Here is a 21,882-nt window from a genome sequence, read left to right as displayed (position 1 = left end):
GCGGTGAAGTAATCGAAGCCGCACCCAACGATCGACCAGTGGTCTTCACCGCGCGAGGAGACGCCCCGGTGGCACCGACCCCCCGACGGCCGCCCGCCCAAGCGACCTCACCAAGCGACCTCACCAAGCGACCTCACCGCCCGGCGCCCCGGCCCCAGTGGGCGCCCAGGGCACGAACGGTCGCGGCCGCGGCGACCGCGTGTCCGCGGCTGCTCAGTCGGCCGGGCTGCGGCCCCCACAGTCCGGACGCGCCCCGGCCCTCCTCCGCCAGGTCGATGTGGAGGCAGCCGTGGCGCAGTGCCACCGACTGCACCCGCTCGCCCAGCAGCCGCTGGTCGGTACGGATCGAGGCCAGCCGGTCCACGGGCAGCTGGCCCGGTGCGGACAGGTCGAAGGGGCTGATCACCGCCGCGTGGCGGTAGGTGCCGGCCCGCAGTGAGGCCAGGACGCGGCTGAGTTCGAGCTCGGTGGCGTCCGCGTCGAAGGACCGGGACCGCAGGTCGGGACCGCCGCAGGCGACGAGCGCCAGGTCACCCTGGAAGGCCAGGGCGGACGCCAGCTGCTGGGAGCGCACCTGGGAGATCAGCAGGTCCCGCCGGCCGCGCAGGCTAAGGCAGGCGACATCCGGCCGGGCCTCGCGCAGGGCGGCGGCGACCCGGTCCGTCCACGGAGCCGGGCCGTAGCCGGGGACCACTGCTGTCGGGGCGGGCTTGGCCCCGCTGTCCCCGAGCAGCACGATCCGGCGCCAGGGGGCACCGGCCAGCAGCCTGGCCGCCTCGCCCGGCCGCAGGCAGCGTGGATCGCTTCCCTCGTCGGTGCCGTCCGCCGTCCGCCGCTGTGCCATCTGCCGCCCCCCGGCTTCCGCTGTCCTCACCCCTGCGTCAGGCGTCTCAGTCTTCCGGCATGGCCGGGGAGTTGCTCCTCGGCGCGGAGCCGCAGGATCTCTCCCCACGGGACCGGGCCGGCGAACACCTCCTGGCCCTGGCCGTCCACCAGCCGCACCGCGACCCGGGTCGCCCCGCTCTCGCCGGGGGTCTGCGCCACCAGCCCGACCAGCTCCGCGGCATTGCGGCGGACCAGCTCGACGAGGAGGGCCCGGTCGGCCGACCCGGTCAGCTCCTCGATCGCGGCCGGTGCCATGGCGGGGGAGTTGTCCAGGGACGGCTCGGCGTCGGCGATCACCTGGCGGGCGGTGTCGGCCAGCAGCCGGTCGCTGAGCGCGATATGAGCCAGTATCCAGTCCACCCCGGGCTCATCGGAGGCCGCCGGCTCCCGCCCCTCGGCGCCGATCGCGGCGGTGGCTGCGGTGTCCAGGTCGGCGTACGCCTTCTCCAGTGCGGCTGGGTCCATGAACGAGCCTTTCCGGGTCGGTTGGGGGCGCGCGCCGCCCGCGCGCTCGTCGGTGCCGGCCAGCGCCAGGGACACCAGCCGCTCGACCTCGCCGGGCCGCAGGTGCTCCAGCTCGGCGACCATGTCGGCCGCCTCCGGATCCCCGCCGCAGCGCAGGAACTTGCGCCGTGCCAGGGTCGCGTGATCGGCGCCGTCCGCCGCGCTTGCCGCGCCGACCGCGTGACGGCGCTCGGCGCGCAGCACCCGGCCGTCCCGGAGCCGTACGGTCACCCGGGCCCCGAGGTTCTTCGTCGCCCGGCGGAAGTCCGTCTCCGGCGCGGACCAGGACGGCGGCAGCGCCTGGGCGGCCGCCTCGTCCGCGGCGGCGACCCACGCCTGGGCCCGTGGCCCCGCCCGGCGCAGCGCCTGCCCCAGCGGGGCGGTGGCCAGCAGGGCGTCCCGGCTGAACGCCGGGTCGTGTTCGGTGCGGACCCTGGCGGCCAGGTCCCAGCGCTCCGGCCGGCCGACCGCCGGGGGTGCCAGGTCGGCCGGCACCAGGGTCCCGGTGAGCAGCGCGGTGGCCACGTTGTACGGGACGGAGAAGTTCAGTGCCGCCACGCTCGATCCGGGGCCGATGTGCTGCCGCCGGGCGATGCGGTCCAGGCCGCTGGTGAACAGGGAGCCCTCCACCACGACCTCGGTGATGTCCGCGGCCGCCACACCGGCGAGCCGGTGGTGGAGGTCGACCGCGCAGTCGACGGCGGCGCTGGTGTAGGCGCTGCCCGGGTGGACCTTGTACGAGAAGGTCTCGGTGTGCCAGAGACTGCCGAGCCCGCTGACCGCCTCCTCGGGCAGGGGGAGGTCGGCGAACCGCTGGAGGAAGCCGTGCGGATGCTCCAGCACGTCCTCCGGCCCGGCCAGCCCGGCGCGGGCGCCGTCGCAGGCCCCGAGCGCGATCCGCACCGGGACGGCGGCGGCCAGCAGCTTGGCGTCGGTGGAGAAGAAGCCGCGGGACAGCGTCCAGGTGGGTACCGAGAAGGCCAGGCCCAGCGCGTCTGCCCAGGTCCTCGCCGGGGCGCGCTCGGCGCGCAGCCGTGCCGCGACCGCCCCGGCCAGGTGGGTGTGCCCGGCGGTCTGGCCGCGGAACGGGCCCAGGGTGGCGGCGGCGGTGATCCGGGCCGCGCACTCGTTGGCGGCCAGCACCGAGGTGAGCAGCCGCCTGCCGTCGAGGCCGAGCGGCCGGGAGTGGACGAGGGGGACGTTGACGCAGGAGTGGGAGAGGTGCCCGGCGTAGGCGGTGTCGTCGAAGTCCAGGCAGATGGTGGCCATGGCCAGGGAGTGGGCGGCGCGCTGCGGATCGTCCTGGAGCGGGCCGCCGTACGCCTGGAGGATCTTGGCGCCGAGCGGGTGCGCGTACCCGGCGCGGGCGGCCCCGAGCTGGCTGAGGATCTGGCTCTTGAGGTGGCCGACCACCCGCCCGGGGGCGTCCTTCAGCTCCAGCCGGCTGCCCCAGGCGGCGAGCCGCCCGATGAGGGTGCCGCCCGTCCCCGGCGGGGTGGTGCCGTCGCCGCCCGCCGCTGTGCCGCTCACCGGGACCGCCGCCCCGCCGCGACCGGCGCGGGTTCCCCGCTCGCCGTGGTCGGTGCGGGCGCGGGCCGCCGCCCGGTGAGGAAGAGCAGGGCGCACAGGCCGCCGATGAGGGTGCCGACGGCGGCGACCTCCATCACCAGCCCCATGCCGTCCACGTAGACCGGCCCGGCCGCGTCCATGACCTGCCGCCGCAGGTCCGGTGGCAGCGCCCCGATCGCGGAGAAGTCGCCGTCGTGGAGCCGGTCGAGGGTCTGCTCCGGGAGCGCTGTCTGCCGCGGCAGTTCGGCCAGCGCGCCGGAGAGGTTGCCGCGCAGGTGGCGCAGGAGCAGCGCGCCGGCGAGGGCGACCCCGAAGACCGCGCCGACCTGGCGGAAGGTGTTGGAGATCCCGGACGCCGTGCCCGCCTGCTCGGCCGGCACCGATTCCAGCAGCGCCACGGTCGCGGGGGCGCCGGTGAAGGAGACCCCGGCGCCGAGCAGGGCCAGCGACCACCAGTAGCCGCCGAAGCCGGTGCCGACCTCCAGCGCGGTGAGCCCGAAGAGTCCGCCCGCGGAGAGCAGCGAGCCGATGACGATCGGCACCCGGGCCCCGTACTTCTCGGCCACGACGCTGGCGGCGAACGAGGCGATCATGATCGGCACGGTCAGCGCCAGGAACCGCACGCCGGTCTCCACGCTGCTCAGCTGGTTGATGCTCTGCAGGTACAGCGTCAGCTGGAAGATCGCCGCGAACAGGCCGAAGAGGCTGAGGAAGTTGACCGTCCCCGCGACCACGACGATCGGGCTGCGGAACAGCTTCAGCGGCAGCATCGGGTCCGGCTGCCGCAGCTCCCAGACGACGAAGAGCAGCAGGGTCACCGCGGAGGCGGCGAACGAGCCGAGGATGAGCGCGGAGGTCCAGCCCTCGGTGTTGCCCTCGATCAGCCCGTACGCCAGGGCGGCGACGGTGACGATGAACAGCAGCTGGCCGACCGGGTCCAGCCGCCGGGCGCGCGGGGCGCGGTTCTCGGTCAGCAGGCGGGCCAGCACGGCGGCGGCCAGGACCCCGATGGGCACGTTGACCCAGAAGATGGACTGCCAGCCGATGTGCTCGACCAGCAGGCCGCCCACCACCGGTCCGCTGGACAGCGCGAGCCCGCCGATGCCCGCCCAGACGCCGATCGCCTTGGCGCGCGCGGCGGGCTCGGTGTAGGCGGCGGAGACCAGTGCCAGCGACACCGGGATCATGATCGAGCCGCTGACGCCCTGGAGGATCCGGCCGGCCAGCAGCAGCCCGATGGAGTCGGAGAGCGCGCAGATCACCGAGGAGGCGGTGAATCCGATCAGCCCGCCGAGGAAGAGCCGCTTGCGGCCCAGGATGTCCCCGGCCGTGCCGGAGGTCAGCAGCAGGCAGGCGAAGGCCAGGGTGTACGCGTCGATGATCCACTGGAGCTGGGTGATGTCCGCGGACAGGTCGTCCTGTATCTCCGGCAGCGCCACGTTCACGATCGTGGCGTCGAGGTAGACCATGAACACGCCGAAGCAGAGGAAGGCGAGCAGCAGCCCCTTCCTGGTGCCGGGCCCGGTCGTCTCGGTCATCGCGGATTCCTCACATGAAGGGTCGTCAACTCCGTTGGGGCGCGCGCCTCGGACACTAATGACCGACGGTCAGTCAGTCAATGACCGACGGTCAGTCAGCGTCGGGGTAGATTGGGACAGGACACACCGAGCGGAGGCGAGCCGATGGCGACCACATCACCCCCTGCCCAGCGGCGACCACGCCGCAAGCGCGTGACCCTCAGCCCCGAGGACCGCCGCGCCGCGCTGATCGCCGGCGCCGCCGAGGTCTTCCGGGAGAAGGGGTTCGCCGCCGCCACCGTCGCGGAGCTGGCCGAGGCCGCCGACGTGGCCAAGGGCACCTTCTACCTCTACTTCGACTCCAAGGACCATCTGCTCGGGGCCATGTGGGAGGAGTACGTCGAGCGGTTCCTGGAGCGCACCCGGACCGTGCTCGACGAGGGCGGCGCCTGGTGGCCGACGCTGGACCGGCTCATCCGCACCCTGATCGAGCACGCGGTGGACAACGCCGCCCTCCACCGCGTCGTCTACCAGTCGGCGAACGCCAAGGCGCTGGAGCTGTGCCGCGACTCCAACCGGCGCGTGGTGGACCTGATGTGCGACTTCGTCGCCCGTGGCACCCTGGTCGGCGCCTTCCGGGCAGCGGACACCACGCTCGCCTGCCGCATGGTCTTCCACGCGGCGGACGGTCTGCTGGACGACCTGATCAGCCGGAACACGCACATCGACCGGGAAGCGGTCACCGCGGCCGTCCTGGAGCTGGCGCACCGCGCCCTGGGCGACCCCGACACCCAGTAGCCCCGCCCCGCTCGCCGCACCACCCACGAACCCCGACCCCCTTCGCCGCTCATCCGCCCCTGCGGCCCGCGGCAGCCAGGGGTGTCCGATGGGGCGCCGCGGAGACCCGTCGGACATCCCCCAACGTGCGGCGGGCACCTGTCAGCCGGCTGAAACGCCCGTCTCAGCGGGATGTCAGGCCGGTCCGGAAGCATCTTGGTTGCACGCCGGCGGCGGGGACATCGCTTCAAGGGCCGCCGCGCGTGCACGGGAGAGGTACCCGAAGCGGCCCAACGGGGTTCCGGGGTGACCCGGATCGGGTGCAAGCCCTCGCAGGTTCGAATCCTGCCCTCTCCGCCACCACCGTCACCGCCGTAGTGAACCGAGCCGGGGGGCTTTTGCGTATGAGTGCCGTCGCGGACGCGGTCCTGGTGGTCGCCAACCCGGCCTCGGGGACGTTCTCCCGGGCCATGGTGGACACCGTCGTGCGGCGGATGTCCGCGGCGGGCGCCACCGTGGAGCCCGCGCTGACCGAAGGGCCCGGGCACGCCCGCGAGCTCGCCGCCAAGGCGGCCGCGCCCGGCGGCCCCGGCACCGTGGTCTCCATCGGCGGCGACGGCACCGCCCACGAGGTCATGACCGGCCTGCTCGGCCAGCTGCCCCGGGGCGCGACCGGAAGCGCGCTCAGCCCGGGACGGGCCGAGGCGCCCGACCGGCTGCCCGCGCTGCTCGTCCTGCCGTCCGGCACCGGCAACTCCTTCTACCGGGAGATCTGGTCCGACCGCCCCTGGCAGTCCGCGCTGGAGGCGGCCGCCACCGCGCCCCGGACCCGCTCCATCGACCTGGCCCGGGTGGCCGAGACCGGCGACCTGGTCCTGCTGGGCGCCTCCTCCGGCCTGGTGGCCCAAGCGCTCATCACCGCCCGCCAGGTCACCGAGTCCGGCCGCGACCGCTACGACATCGCGGTCGCCGAGACCCTGCGCACCTTCCGCCCTTACCCCGGCCGGGTCGTCGTGGACGGCCGGACCGTCCACACCGGCGACACCGTCTTCGTGACCGTCGGCGGCGGCCGGCACCGGGGCGGGCGGTTCAAGCTGCTGCCGAACTCGGTCCTGGACGACGGACTGCTCGACGTCTGCGCCGTCGGCACCGCTCTCTCGCTGCGGGAGCTGCCCGGCCTCGCCCGCGACGGTGAGCACCTGGGCCGCGAGGGGGTGGTGGACGCCCGCGGCCGCCAGGTGGTGATCGAACGCACCGACGGCCTGCCGCTGGTCTTCGAGTACGACGGCGACGTGCGCGGCACCGGCCGCGACCGGTTCACCCTGGACGTCGTCCCGCGCTCCCTGCGCGTGCTCACCCCGGCCTGACCGGCGGAAGGGTGCCCGAGGGGTCCGCGCGGCGTCGCGCAGCCCACCGGACACCCCGGGCCACCGGTCACCCACCGCGACCGACCGGCGACGTTCCGCCCACTATTCCCGGCTCGCGAGGCAGCGGTAGGTCAGGCACCTCACAGCCATCGGTTCGGCCACTCGTGCGGCGGACACGTACCATGGGGTGAGGCCGTGGCGTGATCTGCCCGGCAGGCGCGCGTACCGGACCGGGCGCGCCGCCATCCACGATTCCGGGAGAAGCGCCGCACGTATGCCCACGCGCCACGACATCCGCAATGTCGCCATCGTCGCCCACGTCGACCACGGCAAGACGACCATCGTCGACGCCATGCTCAAGCAGGCGGGTGCCTTCGCCGCGCACCAGCTCGACTCCGTCGACGACCGCGTCATGGACTCGAACGACCTGGAGCGTGAGAAGGGCATCACGATCCTCGCCAAGAACACGGCGGTGAAGTATCACCCCAAGGACGGCGGGGCCCCGATCACGATCAACATCATCGACACCCCCGGCCACGCCGACTTCGGCGGCGAGGTCGAGCGCGGTCTGTCGATGGTGGACGCGGTCGTCCTGCTCGTCGATGCCTCCGAGGGCCCGCTGCCGCAGACCCGCTTCGTGCTCCGCAAGGCCCTGCAGGCCCGGATGCCGGTCATCCTGTGCATCAACAAGACCGACCGCCCGGACTCCCGCATCGACGAGGTCGTCAACGAGACGTACGACCTCTTCCTGGACCTGGACGCCGACGAGGACCAGATCGAGTTCCCGATCGTCTACGCCTGCGGCCGTGACGGCATCGCCTCGCTGACCAAGCCGGAGGACGGCACCGTCCCGGCCGACTCCACCAGCCTGGAGCCGTTCTTCTCCACCATCCTGGAGCACGTCCCGGCCCCGTCGTACGAGGAGGACGCGCCGCTCCAGGCCCACGTCACCAACCTCGACGCGGACAACTTCCTCGGCCGTATCGCGCTGCTCCGTGTCGAGCAGGGCGAGCTGCGCAAGGGCCAGACCGTGGCCTGGATCAAGCGTGACGGCTCGATCTCCAACGTCCGCATCACCGAGCTGATGATGACCGAGGCGCTCACCCGCAAGCCGGCCGAGGTGGCCGGCCCCGGTGACATCTGCGCGGTCGCCGGTATCCCGGACATCATGATCGGCGAGACCCTGGCCGACCCGGAGAACCCGGTCGCGCTGCCGCTGATCACGGTCGACGAGCCCGCGATCTCCATGGTCATCGGCACCAACACCTCCCCGCTGGTCGGCCGCGGCGGTACCGGCAAGGGCGCCTCCGCCAAGGCCGCGGTCAAGGACCGCAAGGTCACCGCCCGCCAGGTCAAGGACCGTCTGGACCGCGAGCTGATCGGCAACGTCTCGCTCCGCGTCCTGGACACCGAGCGCCCCGACGCCTGGGAGGTGCAGGGCCGCGGTGAGCTGGCGCTGGCCATCCTGGTCGAGCAGATGCGCCGCGAGGGCTTCGAGCTGACCATCGGCAAGCCGCAGGTCGTCACCAAGAACGTCGACGGCAAGGTCTACGAGCCGGTCGAGCGCATGACCATCGACGTCCCCGAGGAGCACATGGGCGCGGTCACGCAGCTCATGGGTGTCCGCAAGGGCCGTATGGACAACATGTCCAACCACGGCTCCGGCTGGGTGCGCATGGAGTTCGTGGTGCCGTCGCGTGGCCTCATCGGCTTCCGTACGGAGTTCCTGACCCAGACCCGCGGTACGGGTATCGGCCACTCCATCCACGAGGGCCACGAGCCGTGGTTCGGCACGCTGCAGACCCGTAACAACGGCTCGCTGGTCGCCGACCGAGCCGGTGCCGTCACCGCCTTCGCGATGACCAACCTCCAGGAGCGCGGCGTGCTGTTCACCGACCCCGGCACCGAGGTGTACGAGGGCATGATCGTCGGCGAGAACTCGCGCGCCGACGACATGGACGTGAACATCACCAAGGAGAAGAAGCTCACCAACATGCGCTCCTCCTCCGCCGACTCCTTCGAGGCGATCGTCCCGCCGCGCAAGCTGTCGCTGGAGCAGTCCCTTGAGTTCTGCCGCGACGACGAGTGCGTCGAGGTGACCCCGGAGGCGATCCGCATCCGCAAGGTCGTCCTGGACCAGAAGGAGCGCGGCCGCACCGCCTCCCGCGCCAAGCACGGCTGACGCGGAGCCGACGCCACGGCTGACGGCCGGCCCTGAGCGGATTCACGGCACGGCATTCACAGCCCGGCATTCACGGCACGGCGCCCCACCGATCGGTGGGGCGCCGTGCCGTTTTCTTTTCTCCCTCTCTCCGCTTTCCCCCGCTTTTCCCTTCCTTGACCGCCGGTCGAGTAGATTGCTCACGGACGGCTACCACAGGGGGAGTTGGCGGAGCTCTGGGATCCGCTCGATCGCCCCGGCTCCTGCCATGACATAAACCTGTCAGTCAACGCGTTTACCACCAACGGCCGTCCGGATATCGGTAACGAAGATCCGGATGATGCGTTAACAGTCCGTTTCGCGTGTGTCTGTCTGTGGCAGCTTTGTCCGGATTTCGGCGCTCCGCGCGTAGATGATGTGACCAAAGCGAGACCCTTTAAGTGTGGTTTACGCGGCTGGGGTGCTCAATCATGGGGTCCATTGAGCTCGGGTCAATGGGTCACGCGCTGTGGGGAGCGCTGGCCTACGAGCGCACGTGGGGGTGCCAGGTCTCGTCGCTGTCAGGGGTGTCAGCGTGCTTCCGGTGCCCTCTCTCGTAGTGACAGTGACTCCTGAGGAGGCAAACCCATGCGCGGTGCCAAGAGCGCCAAGTGGGTCGCGATGGCCGCGGTCGTGGCGATGGCCGCGACCGCCTGCGGCGGCGATGATGACAAGGACAGCAGCGGGAAGGACGGCGGCTCCGGCGAAGGCGTGATCAGCGCTTCCTGGGCCGACCCGCAGAACCCGCTGGAGCCGTCCAACACCAATGAGGTGCAGGGCGGCAAGGTCCTCGACATGATCTTCCGCGGTCTGATGGAGTACGACCCGAAGACCGGTGAGGCCAAGCAGGCCATGGCCGAGTCGATCGACACCAAGGACCAGCAGACCTTCACCTTCAAGCTCAAGAAGGGCTGGAAGTTCAGCGACGGCACCCCCGTCACCGCCAAGTCGTTCGTCGACGCCTGGAACTACGGCGCGCTCATCGACAACGCGCAGCTGAACTCCTACTTCTTCTCCGACATCGAGGGCTACGACGAGGTCCACCCGGAGAAGGAAGGCGCCAAGGCCAAGGCCAAGACCATGTCCGGTCTCAAGGTCGTGGACGAGCACACCTTCACCGTGAAGCTGAAGGAGAAGTTCTCCACCTGGCCCAAGCGCCTGGGCTACAAGGCCTACTCGCCGCTGCCGGAGTCCTTCTTCAAGAACCACGACGAGTGGCTGAAGAAGCCGATCGGCAACGGCCCGTACAAGATCGACTCGTACAAGAAGGGCACCGGGATGAACCTCTCGGTGAACGAGTCGTACGCCGGGGATGAGAAGCCGAAGAACAAGGGCGTCTACCTCAAGGTCTACACGGACTACACGACCGCCTACAACGACGTCATGTCCAACACCCTGGACGTGATCGACGACGTTCCGGCCGGTCAGCTCGCCAACGTCGAGGCGGACTTCCCGGACCGCTACATCAACCAGCCGGCCGGCATCATCCAGACCATCACCTTCCCGCTCTACGCCAAGGGCTGGGACGGCAAGGACGGGGCCAAGCTCCGTCAGGGCATCTCCATGGCGATCAACCGCCAGGAGATCACCGAGAAGATCTTCAACAAGACCCGCACCCCCGCCGCCGACTACACCTCCCCGGTGCTCGGCGCCCCGGGCGGCTACTCCAAGGACGTCTGCGGAGAGCTGTGCGAGTACAACCCGGAGAAGGCCAAGAAGCTCATCGAGGAGGCCGGCGGCATCCCCGGCGGCACGATGGTCCTCTCCTCCAACGTCGACACCGGTTCGCACAAGGACTGGATCACGGCCGTCTGCAACAGCATCAACAAGGTGCTGGGTGACAAGGACGCCTGCCGCATCAACCCGGTCGGCACCTTCGGCGACTTCCGTAACCAGATCACCAAGCGTGAGATGAAGGGTCCGTTCCGCGCCGGCTGGCAGATGGACTACCCGCTCATCGACAACTTCCTGACCCCGCTGTTCAAGACCGGCGCCAGCTCCAACGACGGTGAGTACAGCAACAAGAAGTTCGACGACCTGATCGACCAGGCGAACGCCGAGCCGGACACCGACAAGGCGATCAAGCTCTACCAGGACGCCGAGAAGCAGCTCGTCAAGGACGCCCCGGGCATCCCGCTGTGGTACCAGAACGGCAGCGGCGCCTACTCCACCCGTGTTGACAACGTGGCCCTGGACGCCTTCAGCGTCCCGGTCTACAAGGACATCACGGTCAAGTAAGTGACGGGCGGGCCTTCCTGACACTTGGGAAGGCCCGTCGTCATGCCCAGCAGGAGGCAGCAGCCGGGGGAGCCACAAAACGACCCCGGCTGCTGTGCTTCGGAATCTTGAAGGAGTTTCCATGGGGCGCTACGTCATCCGACGACTGCTCCAGATGATCCCGGTCTTCCTCGGGACGACCTTTATCATCTTCGCGATGGTCTACGCGCTGGGCGACCCCGTTGCCCAGATGTTCGGCGACAGAACGCCGGACCCGGCGACCCTGGCACGCATCCGCTCGGAACTGAACCTCGACAAGCCGCTGGTCGAGCAGTACTGGATCTACATGAGCGACATCTTCCAGGGCGACTTCGGCCAGGCGTTCACCGGTCAGGAAGTCACCGAGATGATGGGCGACGCGTTCCCGGTCACCCTCCAGCTCACCACCGTCGCCATCGTCATCGAGATCGTCCTCGGCATCGGCCTCGGACTGCTCTCCGGCCTGCGCCGCGGCGGCATCATCGACTCGCTGGTGCTGGTCTTCACCCTGCTCGTCATCTCGATCCCGGTCTTCGTCATCGGCTACGTCGGGCAGTACTTCATCGCCGTGAAGTGGGGCTGGGTCAACCCCTCGGTCACCAACGCGCTCGACCCGGCCTGGGAAGAGATGCTCTTGCCCGGCTTCGTGCTGGCCGGCCTCTCGCTCGCCTACGTCACGCGGCTCACCCGGACCTCGATCGCCGAGAACCTGCGCGCGGACTACGTGCGCACCGCGATCGCCAAGGGCCTGCCGCGCCGCCGGGTCGTCGGCATCCATCTGCTGCGCAACTCGCTGATCCCCGTGGTGACCTTCATCGGGACCGACGTCGGCGCCCTGATGGGTGGCGCCATCGTCACGGAGGGCATCTTCAACATCCACGGCGTCGGCTTCCAGCTGCTCCAGGGTGTCGTGCGGAAGAACTCGCCGACCGTCGTCGGCTTCGTCACCATCCTGGTGCTGGTCTTCCTGCTGGTGAACCTGCTCGTCGACCTCCTCTACGCCGTGCTCGACCCGAGGATCCGCTATGCCTGACCAGATCGAGAAGACGTCCACAGCGACGGTGGAGCCCACCGGCTCCGTGAGCAAGACCCAGGCGGCGGCCACGGCCGACAAGCGCGACAAGCCGCGCAGCCTGTGGGGCGACGCCTGGCGCGAGCTGCGCCGCAACCCGGTCTTCATCATCTCCTCGCTGCTCATCCTGCTGCTGGTCACGGTCTCGCTGTGGCCTGGGCTGTTCACCTCCACCGACCCGCGGGTGTGCGAGCTCACCCACGCGCGTGAGGGCAGCACCTCCGGGCACCCCTTCGGCTTCGACACGCAGGGCTGCGATGTCTACGCCCGCACCATCTACGGCGCCCGCGCCTCCATCACCGTCGGCATCTGTGTGACCCTGGGTGTGGCGCTGCTCGGCGGCATCCTGGGCGGCCTGGCCGGCTACTTCGGCGGCTGGTGGGACTCGATCCTCTCCCGGCTCACCGACATCTTCTTCGGCATCCCGCTGCTGCTCGGCGGCCTGGTCTGCCTGTCCGTCATCAAGGGCGGCAACATCTGGACCGTCGTCGGCTTCATGATCACCCTCAGCTGGCCGCAGATCGCCCGTATCGCGCGCGGCTCGGTGATCACCGTCAAGGAACAGGACTACGTGCAGGCCGCCCGCGCCCTGGGCGCCGGCACCGGCCGCATCCTGCTCCGGCACATCCTGCCCAACGCCGTCGCCCCGGTGATCGTCGTGTGCACCATCGCGCTCGGCACCTACATCTCCATCGAGGCGACCCTGTCCTACCTGGGCGTCGGCCTCAAGCCGCCGACGGTCTCCTGGGGCCAGGACATCTCCGACGCCGCCCGGCAGTACCGCAACGCCCCGCACATGCTGATGTGGCCGGCCGGTGCGCTGAGCCTCACGGTGCTGTCCTTCATCATGCTCGGCGACGCGGTGCGCGACGCCCTCGACCCCAAGCTGCGCTGAGGGAGGCGTACGTGACCACCATCGAGAAGACTGCCAAGGTCCCGGCGCCGCGCGACGGCGAGGACAACGGCGCCCCGCTGCTGGAAGTCCGCGACCTGCACGTGGAGTTCCACACCCGGGACGGCGTGGCCAAGGCCGTCAACGGCGTGAACTACACCGTCAACGCGGGCGAGACGCTCGCCGTCCTCGGCGAGTCCGGGTCCGGCAAGTCGGTGACCGCGCAGGCCATCATGGGCATCCTCGACATGCCGCCCGGCAAGATCCCGCAGGGCGAGATCTTCTTCCGCGGCCAGGACATGCTCAAGATGAGCAAGGAGGAGCGGCGGAAGATCCGCGGCCGGAGGATCGCCATGATCTTCCAGGACGCGCTCTCCTCGCTGAACCCGGTGCTCACCGTCGGCTACCAGCTCGGCGAGATGTTCCGCGTCCACCAGGGCCTTTCCCGCAAGGAAGCCAAGCTCAAGGCCATCGAGCTGATGGACCGGGTGCGCATCCCGGCCGCCAGGGAGCGGGTCAACGACTACCCGCACCAGTTCTCCGGCGGTATGCGTCAGCGCATCATGATCGCCATGGCGCTGGCGCTGGAGCCGGACCTGATCATCGCGGACGAGCCGACCACCGCGCTGGATGTGACCGTCCAGGCCCAGGTCATGGACCTGCTCGCGGAGCTCCAGCGCGAGTTCAACATGGGCCTGATCCTGATCACCCACGACCTCGGCGTGGTCGCCGACGTTGCGGACAAGATCGCGGTCATGTACGCGGGCCGGATCGTGGAGACCGCGCCGGTGCACGAGCTGTACAAGCGGCCCGCGCACCCCTACACCCGCGGCCTGCTCGACTCCATCCCGCGCCTGGACCAGAAGGGCCAGGAGCTGTTCGCGATCAAGGGCCTGCCGCCCAACCTGCTCAGGATCCCGACGGGCTGCGCCTTCAACCCGCGCTGCCCCAAGGCGACGGACCTCTGCCGCGAGGAGATCCCGGTCCTGCACTCGGTCACCGAGCAGGACGGCACTGAGCTGGATGGACGCGGCAGCGCGTGCCACTTCTGGAAGGAGACGATCCATGGCTGAGCTCAAGAAGAACGAAGAGGCCGTGGACGCCACCCCGAACACGACCGAGGTCGAGGAGGTGGACGCCGCCACCGTCGAGGAGGCGGTCGCCGCCATCGAGGCGCCGGTCGAGCGGGGCGAGCCGATCCTCCAGGTCCGCAACCTGGTCAAGCACTTCCCGCTGACCCAGGGCATCCTGTTCAAGAAGCAGGTCGGCGCGGTCAAGGCGGTCGACGGAGTCTCCTTCGACCTCTACCAGGGCGAGACCCTGGGCATCGTCGGCGAGTCCGGCTGTGGCAAGTCCACCGTCGCCAAGCTGCTGATGACCCTGGAGAAGGCCACCGCCGGTGAGGTCTTCTACAAGGGCCAGGACATCACCAAGCTGTCCGGGCGCGCGCTGAAGGCGGTCCGCCGGAACATCCAGATGGTGTTCCAGGACCCCTACACCTCGCTCAACCCCCGCATGACGGTCGGCGACATCATCGGGGAGCCCTTCGACATCCACCCCGAGGTGGCGCCGAAGGGCGACCGGGTCCGCCGCGTCCAGGAACTGCTGGACGTGGTCGGCCTCAACCCCGAGTACATCAACCGGTACCCGCACCAGTTCTCCGGCGGTCAGCGGCAGCGCATCGGCATCGCCCGCGGCCTGGCGCTCAACCCGGAGATCATCATCTGCGACGAGCCGGTCTCGGCCCTGGACGTCTCCGTCCAGGCGCAGGTCATCAACCTGATGGAGAAGCTCCAGGACGAGTTCAACCTCTCCTACCTCTTCATCGCCCACGACCTGTCCATCGTCCGGCACATCTCCGACCGGGTCGGCGTGATGTACCTGGGCAAGATGGCCGAGATCGGTACCGACACCGAGATCTACGACCACCCGACGCACCCCTACACCCAGGCGCTGCTGTCGGCCGTCCCGGTCCCGGACCCGGAGTCGCGCGAGGGTCGCGAGCGCATCATCCTCACCGGTGACGTGCCCTCCCCGGCCAACCCGCCCTCCGGCTGCCGCTTCCGCACCCGCTGCTGGAAGGCGGAGGAGAAGTGCGCCAAGGAGATCCCGCTGCTGGCGGTGCCCGAGCGCTTCAAGGGCAAGGACACCCCGGCCGCGCACGAGTCGGCGTGCCACTTCGCGGAGGAGAAGGACGTCGTCCACGCGTAGTCGCTCCCGCTGAGGGTTGACCCGGCGACGGCGCCCGGGACCGTGGGTATTTCCACGATCCCGGGCGCCGTCGCCGTACCACCGGCCACTTCCGCATCAACAGGGGAACGTCTGTGCCAAGACGGGAACAAGATCGCCCGAGACGCGGCGCGTGTCAGCGGTGGATCATTAACGTGGTCCCATGCGCCGTAAGGGACTTACTCTCTCCTCGCTCCTGCTCACCTCGGTCCTCGCGGTCTCCGCGACCGCCTGCGGAAACGATTCCGACTCCGCTGACGACCCGAACCCCGAGGCGACCTCCTCCCACACCCCATCCACCCCCGAGGAGACGGACAGCCCGCTGACCCAGCGGATCAAGGCCGTCAACAAGGCCATGGCGAGCACCTCGTTCCACGCCTCCGGAACGACCACCGCCCTGGGTGGCGGCAAGCAGGAGATGTGGTCGGACCCCAAGCACGGCATGCGCATCAAGATGACCGGCAAGAAGTCCTCCGGCGACATCTACTGCAAGAACGGCACGAGCTACATGAGCGCCGCGATGGTGGCCGACACCGTCAACCAGCAGGGCGGCATCGTGATCACCGTGCCGGACCGACTGGCCGATGTCTGGGTGACCAGCGATACCGGCCAGGGCTGCGACGTGTTCTACCAGATAGCGGAGACGGCCAAGCTGGCGACCACCGAGGAGCCGCGCAAGGTGGCCGGCAAGGACACCACGGCCCTGTCGGTGTCGGAGGCCGGCGCGGAGGACCTCTACCTCATCGAGAACGGCGCGCCACACCTCCTCCAGCAGCGATCCACCCGCGACGGCCGCACCAGCACCACCACCTACGACTCCTTCGGCAAGAAGGTCACCGTCAAGGTGCCGACCGACACCATGCCGATGGACGAGTTCCGCAAGGAAGTCATCGGCTCCTGACGCCCCGCCGACGCCGGTTCGGCGAAGAGCCCCGCGCCGAGGAAGCCGGATACGGCGGAGCCGGGCTTCGTCGCCGCAGCCGCATCCTGTATCCGCTGCTCTGAAAGGGACCCAAAAATGAGTGAGCAACCGCCCCGCGCCGTGCTGCGCCGCTCCGAGGACGGTGAGTTGATAGACGTCGCCGGAGTCGCCCACTTCTTCCGGCTGACCGCCGAGCACACCGAAGGCCGCTTCGCCTTCGAGGAGTTCACCCTGGAACCGGGCATCATCGGCGCCCGGCCGCACGTGCACCATCAGCACGACGAGTACTTCTACGTCCTGGAGGGCGAGCTGACCCTGCACAACGGGGACGGCGAGGTCGTGGCGGGGCCGGGGGACCTGCTGGCGGCGGTGCGCGGAACGCCGCACGGATTCCGCAACGCGGGCACCGAGCCCGTCCGCGCGCTGTGCCTCTACACCCCTGCCGGATACGAGGGCTACTTCCGCGAGGTGCACGCGGCCGTCGCGGCCGGAGCGGAAGTCACCGACGAGCTGCTGGCCGAGTTCCGCGGTCGCTTCCACACCACCTCGTACGAGGGATAGCTGAGCGTGGAACACTGCCGCCCCCTGGGGGCGCAGGCGAGTCAGGTCCTGCCGGTGAATATTTCGACATCCTCGAGCGCGTCAGCTGCGGCACCGGAGAGCAGCCTGTCCTCCAGCAGGTTCCTCACAGCAGCTACCGCCTGCGGGTTGACTTCGCGATGCAGCCGGGCAAGGTGACCCAGCGATAGGGCGGCCGCACGTCTCACGTCAGGCGCCGGGTGGGAAGCGAAGTAGATGAGCCAGTGCTCCACCCAGTGCCTGTCGGTGATGTACAAGGCAGCCGATATCAGGGACTCCGTAATTCTTTCTTCTTGCCCGGAACGAAAGGCGTCTTCAGCCTCTGCCACAGAGAGCGGTCGAGGAGATTGGTATTGCATGGGTGGGACCTCGCTATCAGATCAACAGGATGACAGGTGTCGGCTCACCGGCTCGGGGGCTTGATCTTTCCTTTGGAGGTCACAAGACCTGATTTTCGTAGTGCGCTCTGCATCTGTTGGCTCAACTCGTCCCATTTTCGCACGTGTCCATGATATATGCCCGTGCCGTTGTGTGTTTCGTCGAATACAGCGAACTCTCCCGCCTCGTAGTCCACTCCGACTCGGCGCGTGGTATTGGGATTGAATGGGATCGAATCATCCAGAGTGCTCTGTGGATTTGCCGGTTCGGGGGCGGCATTTCCTCTTTGTGTCTGACCGTGCTTGGGCGACGGTTCGAACTTGAGCTCCGGCTTTTCCTCCCCCGGGGAGTCCGAAGATTGTTCCTTCCCCTCGCGAGACGAGGCGTCGCCTGAGCCTGCATTGCCGCCTGCGGTCATCAGCACGACGCCGAGCGTGCCGAGGGCCGCGGCGTGGAGGGCCGCTTCGGCGGTGATGGTGCCTGCCGCCGCGCCGGTGCCGGCGAGGGCGAGGGCGCCGCCGGGTGGGAAGAGAGCGAGCAGGGAGAGCAGGATGAGGGCGAAGCCGAGATACGCCAGGAAGTTGTTGAGCGCGTCCAGCAGGTGGAAGTTGCGGAACAGCTTGTCGCTGGGCCCCAGCCCCTGCTGCTGCATGCGCAGCAGCAGCACCACACCCGTGGCCAGTCCGCCGATGGCGGTCCATATCCGGAAGCGGATGATGGCGTGCAGGTCGGCGAAGGCCAGCGTGCTGGTCGCCTGCCAGGTGCGCAGCAGCGTCGTGAGCTGCCAGGCGATCCAGGCCAGTCCGGCGACGCCGAAGCCCATGAGGACGGCCGGGCCGTCGCCGGTGGTGAAGCGGTCCCGGATCTCCGCGGCGGCGGGGAAGGAGCCGGCGCCGAGGAAGACCAGGGCGGGGAGTGACAGCGTCAGGGAGACCAGGACGAACCACGCCCGGCGCGGATCCCGCATCGCGCGGGCGGCTTGCCGCACGGTCCGCAGGCCGATCCCTCGCCAGGCGTGCTGGTGGTCGGAGGCGTCGATCTGGGTGACGGTCCAGGCGACGGTGCGGTGGAGCGTCTCGACGCCGGGGTGGTGGGGGCGGGCCGCGGCGTAGAGGAGAGCGCGACGCATCCGGGCGAAGCGGAGGGCGATCAGGGTGGACCACGGCAGCCGCCACAGCGCGTAGCCCGCGAGCGCGGCGAGCCCGGTGTGTCCGGCCCGCTCGGCGGAGAGCAGGACACCGGGGATGGTGCGTTTGGCCCGGCGCAGCTGCCACAGGTCGGCGGTGATCGCGACGGCCAGGCACACCAGCGGTACCGCCCACAGGATGCCGTCGACGTCCTCGACCAGCGATTTCGTCTCCCGGTCCCTGGGGTGCAGGACGGCGTAGTTGGCGAGGATGTGGTGGGTGCAGGCGGCGGCGATGGGCAGCAGGCCCAGGGCGCGTAGCCAGCCGCGGGTACGGAAGAGGATGCCGACGCCCAGCGCCGCGGCGGCGGTGTAGACGAGGTGGGGGCTGGTGGCCGCGGCCGGGTGGGCTCCGCCCAGCTCCAGGGTGCTCACCGGAGCGGGGAACCAGGCGGAGAAGACCTGGTCGGGGCCGGGGACATAGGGCGGGTAGAGGCTGTCGGGGATGATCCAGCCGCCGGAGCGGTGTGCCATGGCCCGGTCCGCGTCCAGCCCGTAGCGGGCGACCGCCTCCAGCAGCCCGAAGCCCGCGCCGATCGCCCCGCCGGTCACCACGTAGTCGGTGAGCCCCCACTGGCGGCGGATCTTGACGTTCCACGCCGCCAGCAGCAGCGGGGTGATCTTGACGAGCTCCTCGATGACCGGGTCGGCGGTGTAACTCGCCGTCCGCACGGCGTTGAGCAGCGCCCCGCCGCTGGGCTGGTCGGCGACCGAGCGCGTGTAGGCGTACTCCAGCAGCGCGGCGGCGATGCCGCACCCGTAGACGCCCACCCCGATCGCCAGCAGCACCGTGGAGATCCGCACCGAACGCGTCGGTGCGGACAGCGCCAGCAGCTGCACCACGCCGTACACGGTCGCGGCCACCATCAACAACGCCACGCCCAACCCCCATGGCCGACGGCCCAAAGTCACGACGCTAAAGGGGAGGTGGGTCGTTCACAAGAGACTCTTGAGCCCCGCTTGTCCCTGCTGACAGGGGGCGAAGCGGCGTGGCCTCGGTCGGGTGAACGGCGTCGAGATTCCCCGGCCCGGGCCGCCGAGGCTCAGTATGATTCAGAGTATGAGCCTCGAGCGCGTGACGATCACGATTCCGAGCGAGACGCTGAGTGCCGCCAGGGAGGCGGCCGAGCGGGAGGGGCTGAGTGTCTCGGCCTGGCTGTCGCGGGCGGCCGAGCGGGCGGCCAAGATCGAGGCGGGGCTGGCCGCCGCGGAGGAGGTGCTGGCGGAGATCGAGCCGCCCACGCCTGACGAGCAGGGCTGGGTGGATCAGTTCATGGACACGGTGACCAGGCCGGTCGGGCATGACGGCCCTGATGCGGCCGACCATCGGGTGGCCTGAGAGTGGGGCTTGGGAGGGGGAGATTCCGATGACCGCTCTGCGTCCCGTCGTCTATGACGCGGGCATGCTGATCGCCGCCGAACGATCCCAGGCTCGGGTCTGGCGGGCACACCGGGCCTACCTCATGGCGGGTGGCGTACCGCAGGTGCCTGCCCCGGTCGTCGCTCAGGTGTGGCGGGACGGCGCCCGCCAAGCCCGACTCGGCCAGTTGCTGAAGGGGTGCGATGTCCCGGCCATGGACAACTCGACCGCTCGCGAAGTGGGTGAGCTCCTGGGGAAGTCCGGCACTTCGGATCCCGTCGACGGGGCCGTGGCGGTGCTGGCCGCCCGGTTGGGTGCGGCCGTGCTGACCTCGGACCCGGAGGACATCGGGCACCTGCTCGGCTGTCTGGGGGTTCCGGGGAAACCGGTCACCCTGCAGACGGTCTGAGCCCGGCCCCGATATGCATTGCTTAAGCAATACGCAAGACGAGCGCATTCCGCAGTCCGATCCTGGGCCACGCGGACGCGAAAGGTGCATTTCATATCCCTTTGGGGTGATATGGGTCCCTAGTGCTGATCTTGGACCCTGAGGAGGCACCTCATGCGCGGAGCCAGGCGTACCCAGTGGGCCGCGTGCGCCGTCATGGTCGCCGCCGTGGCCACGGCCTGCGGGGGTGGGGGCGACGGCGGGGGTGGCGGCGACGGGGTGGTCCGGTCCTCCTGGGGGGACCCGCAGAACCCCCTGGAGCCCGCGAACACCAATGAGGTCCAGGGTGGCAAGGTCCTCGACATGGTCTTCCGGGGGCTCAAGCGGTACGACCCCAAGACCGGCGAGGCCAAGGACATGGTCGCCGAGAAGATCGAGAGCACCGATCAGCAGAACTACACCGTCACCCTCAAGCCGGGATGGACCTTCAGCAACGGCGAGAAGGTGACCGCGAAGTCCTTCGTCGACGCCTGGAACTACGGCGCGCTGCTCGACAACCGGCAGAAGAACGCCTACTTCTTCGAGTACATCGAGGGCTACGACAAGGTCCACCCGACCCAGGGCAAGCCGACCGCCAAGACCCTCAGCGGGCTGCAGGTCAAGGACGACCGGACCTTCACCGTCAAGCTCAAGCAGAAGTTCTCCACCTGGCCCGAGACGCTCGGCTACAACGCCTTCGCACCGCTGCCCCAGGCGTTCTTCACCGACCACGCCGCCTGGGTGAAGAAGCCCGTCGGCAACGGCCCGTACCTCGTGGAGTCGTACGCCAAGGGCTCGGTCATGAAACTCCGCAGGTGGAACGGGTACCAGGGCCCCGACAAAGCCGAGAACAACGGTGTCGACCTGCGCGTCTACACGGACAGCAACACCGCCTACACCGACCTCCAGGCGGGCAACCTCGATCTGGTCGACGACATCCCCGCCTCCCAGCTGACCAACGTCCAAGGGGACCTGGGCGACCGCTACATCAACCAGCCCGCCGGCATCATCCAGACCCTCGCCTTCCCCTTCTACGACAAGCGGTGGAGCGGCCCGGACTCCGACAAGCTGCGGCGCGGCATCTCGATGGCGATCAACCGCGCGCAGATCACCAAGACGATCTTCCGCTCCACCCGCACCCCCGCCACCGACTGGACCTCCCCGGTCCTCGGCGCGGACGGCGGCTACAAGGCCGGACTGTGCGGGGACGCCTGCCAGTACAAGCCGGCGGACGCCAAGAAGCTGATCCAGCAGGCCGGCGGGCTGCCCGGCGGCAAGATGACCATCACCTACAACGCGGACACCGGCTCCCACCGGGAATGGGTCGACGCCGTCTGCAACAGCATCAACAACGCGCTGGGCAACAGCCGGGCGTGCGTCGGCAACCCGGTCGGCACCTTCGCGGACTACCGCAACCAGATCAGCGACCAGCAGATGAAGGGCCCCTTCCGCGCCGGCTGGCAGATGGACTACCCGCTCATCCAGAACTTCCTCCAGCCGCTCTACTACACCAACGCCTCCTCCAACGACGGCCACTGGAGCGACAAGAAGTTCGACGACCTGGTCGACAAGGCCAACGCCGAGTCCGACACCGGCGCCGCCGTCTCCACCTTCCAGGACGCGGAGGGTGTGCTCGCCGACCAGATGCCCGCCATCCCGCTCTGGTACCAGAACGGCAGCGCGGGCTATTCCGACCGGCTCAGTGACGTGGCCCTGAACCCCTTCAGCGTCCCCGTCTACGACAAGATCAAGGTCAGCTGAC

18 protein-coding genes and 1 tRNA gene are annotated in these 21,882 nt (G+C 69.5%); 14 read left to right on the top strand and 5 right to left on the bottom strand.

What is annotated here, in order from left to right; translation table 11 throughout:
* Positions 1-133: 133 nt before the first annotated feature.
* Genes AC4BDD_RS09710 through AC4BDD_RS09700 form a run of 3 tightly spaced genes read right to left on the bottom strand, consistent with a single transcriptional unit; the run spans position 134 to position 4,496 of the window.
* A complete protein-coding gene (locus tag AC4BDD_RS09710) occupies positions 134-844 on the bottom strand; it encodes a GDSL-type esterase/lipase family protein (RefSeq protein ID WP_490690584.1) in 711 nt (236 codons plus the stop codon).
* A gap of 26 nt (positions 845-870) precedes the next feature.
* On the bottom strand, positions 871-2,919 hold the full coding sequence (locus AC4BDD_RS09705) for an MmgE/PrpD family protein (protein ID WP_490690583.1): 2,049 nt from the start codon (positions 2,917-2,919) through the stop codon (positions 871-873).
* The gene (locus AC4BDD_RS09700; protein WP_490690582.1) at positions 2,916-4,496 is read right to left on the bottom strand and encodes an MFS transporter; all 1,581 of its coding nucleotides are present in this window, start codon (positions 4,494-4,496) and stop codon (positions 2,916-2,918) included. The genes AC4BDD_RS09705 and AC4BDD_RS09700 overlap by 4 nt, the downstream gene beginning before the upstream one ends.
* 144 nt (positions 4,497-4,640) lie before the next feature.
* On the opposite strand from AC4BDD_RS09700, the gene AC4BDD_RS09695 reads away from it, so the two are divergent.
* From AC4BDD_RS09695 to AC4BDD_RS09645, 11 genes are all read left to right on the top strand, one after another.
* The gene (locus AC4BDD_RS09695) at positions 4,641-5,273 is read left to right on the top strand and encodes a TetR/AcrR family transcriptional regulator (RefSeq protein WP_490690581.1); all 633 of its coding nucleotides are present in this window, start codon (positions 4,641-4,643) and stop codon (positions 5,271-5,273) included.
* A gap of 249 nt (positions 5,274-5,522) precedes the next feature.
* Positions 5,523-5,612 (top strand) — tRNA-OTHER (locus AC4BDD_RS09690).
* Between the two features lie 44 nt (positions 5,613-5,656).
* The gene (locus AC4BDD_RS09685) at positions 5,657-6,619 is read left to right on the top strand and encodes a diacylglycerol/lipid kinase family protein (RefSeq protein ID WP_490690580.1); all 963 of its coding nucleotides are present in this window, start codon (positions 5,657-5,659) and stop codon (positions 6,617-6,619) included.
* A gap of 274 nt (positions 6,620-6,893) precedes the next feature.
* Positions 6,894-8,801 (top strand): translational GTPase TypA, encoded by a 1,908-nt coding sequence (gene typA, locus AC4BDD_RS09680; protein WP_490690579.1) that lies wholly within the window; start codon positions 6,894-6,896, stop codon positions 8,799-8,801.
* Positions 8,802-9,407: 606 nt separating this feature from the next.
* A complete protein-coding gene (locus AC4BDD_RS09675) occupies positions 9,408-11,057 on the top strand; it encodes a peptide ABC transporter substrate-binding protein (protein WP_490690578.1) in 1,650 nt (549 codons plus the stop codon).
* 121 nt (positions 11,058-11,178) lie between these two features.
* Positions 11,179-12,108 (top strand): ABC transporter permease, encoded by a 930-nt coding sequence (locus AC4BDD_RS09670; protein ID WP_490690577.1) that lies wholly within the window; start codon positions 11,179-11,181, stop codon positions 12,106-12,108.
* On the top strand, positions 12,101-13,042 hold the full coding sequence (locus AC4BDD_RS09665; protein WP_490690576.1) for an ABC transporter permease: 942 nt from the start codon (positions 12,101-12,103) through the stop codon (positions 13,040-13,042). Before AC4BDD_RS09670 ends, AC4BDD_RS09665 begins: the two co-directional genes overlap by 8 nt.
* Before the next feature lie 11 nt (positions 13,043-13,053).
* Complete coding sequence (locus AC4BDD_RS09660) at positions 13,054-14,112, top strand: ABC transporter ATP-binding protein (protein ID WP_490690575.1); 1,059 nt, start codon at positions 13,054-13,056, stop codon at positions 14,110-14,112.
* The gene (locus AC4BDD_RS09655) at positions 14,105-15,250 is read left to right on the top strand and encodes an ABC transporter ATP-binding protein (protein ID WP_490690574.1); all 1,146 of its coding nucleotides are present in this window, start codon (positions 14,105-14,107) and stop codon (positions 15,248-15,250) included. The genes AC4BDD_RS09660 and AC4BDD_RS09655 overlap by 8 nt, the downstream gene beginning before the upstream one ends.
* Before the next feature lie 181 nt (positions 15,251-15,431).
* The gene (locus tag AC4BDD_RS09650) at positions 15,432-16,169 is read left to right on the top strand and encodes a hypothetical protein (RefSeq protein ID WP_490690573.1); all 738 of its coding nucleotides are present in this window, start codon (positions 15,432-15,434) and stop codon (positions 16,167-16,169) included.
* Positions 16,170-16,286: 117 nt separating this feature from the next.
* The gene (locus AC4BDD_RS09645; RefSeq protein WP_490690572.1) at positions 16,287-16,751 is read left to right on the top strand and encodes a cupin domain-containing protein; all 465 of its coding nucleotides are present in this window, start codon (positions 16,287-16,289) and stop codon (positions 16,749-16,751) included.
* A 41-nt stretch (positions 16,752-16,792) separates the two neighbouring features.
* Here AC4BDD_RS09645 and AC4BDD_RS09640 read toward each other — a convergent pair whose 3' ends face one another.
* Positions 16,793-17,026, bottom strand: a complete 234-nt coding sequence (locus AC4BDD_RS09640) for a hypothetical protein (protein WP_490690571.1) — start codon at positions 17,024-17,026, stop codon at positions 16,793-16,795.
* 146 nt (positions 17,027-17,172) lie between these two features.
* Positions 17,173-19,212 carry an RNase A-like domain-containing protein gene (locus tag AC4BDD_RS09635; protein ID WP_490690570.1) on the bottom strand — a complete coding sequence of 680 codons (2,040 nt, stop codon included), beginning with the start codon at positions 19,210-19,212 and terminating at the stop codon, positions 17,173-17,175.
* Positions 19,213-19,393: 181 nt separating this feature from the next.
* On the opposite strand from AC4BDD_RS09635, the gene AC4BDD_RS09630 reads away from it, so the two are divergent.
* From AC4BDD_RS09630 to AC4BDD_RS09620, 3 genes are all read left to right on the top strand, one after another.
* Positions 19,394-19,672 carry a hypothetical protein gene (locus AC4BDD_RS09630; protein WP_490690569.1) on the top strand — a complete coding sequence of 93 codons (279 nt, stop codon included), beginning with the start codon at positions 19,394-19,396 and terminating at the stop codon, positions 19,670-19,672.
* A 28-nt stretch (positions 19,673-19,700) separates the two neighbouring features.
* Entirely contained in the window at positions 19,701-20,102 is a 402-nt protein-coding gene (locus AC4BDD_RS09625; protein ID WP_490690568.1) for a PIN domain-containing protein, read from the top strand.
* A 153-nt stretch (positions 20,103-20,255) separates the two neighbouring features.
* A complete protein-coding gene (locus tag AC4BDD_RS09620; protein ID WP_490690567.1) occupies positions 20,256-21,881 on the top strand; it encodes a peptide ABC transporter substrate-binding protein in 1,626 nt (541 codons plus the stop codon).
* The last annotated feature ends 1 nt before the right edge of the window (position 21,882 follow it).

Source organism: Streptomyces sp. JLBT605 (assembly GCF_058215555.1).
Note: the sequence above shows the minus strand (reverse complement) of the source record. Positions and strands in the feature narration are given on the sequence as shown.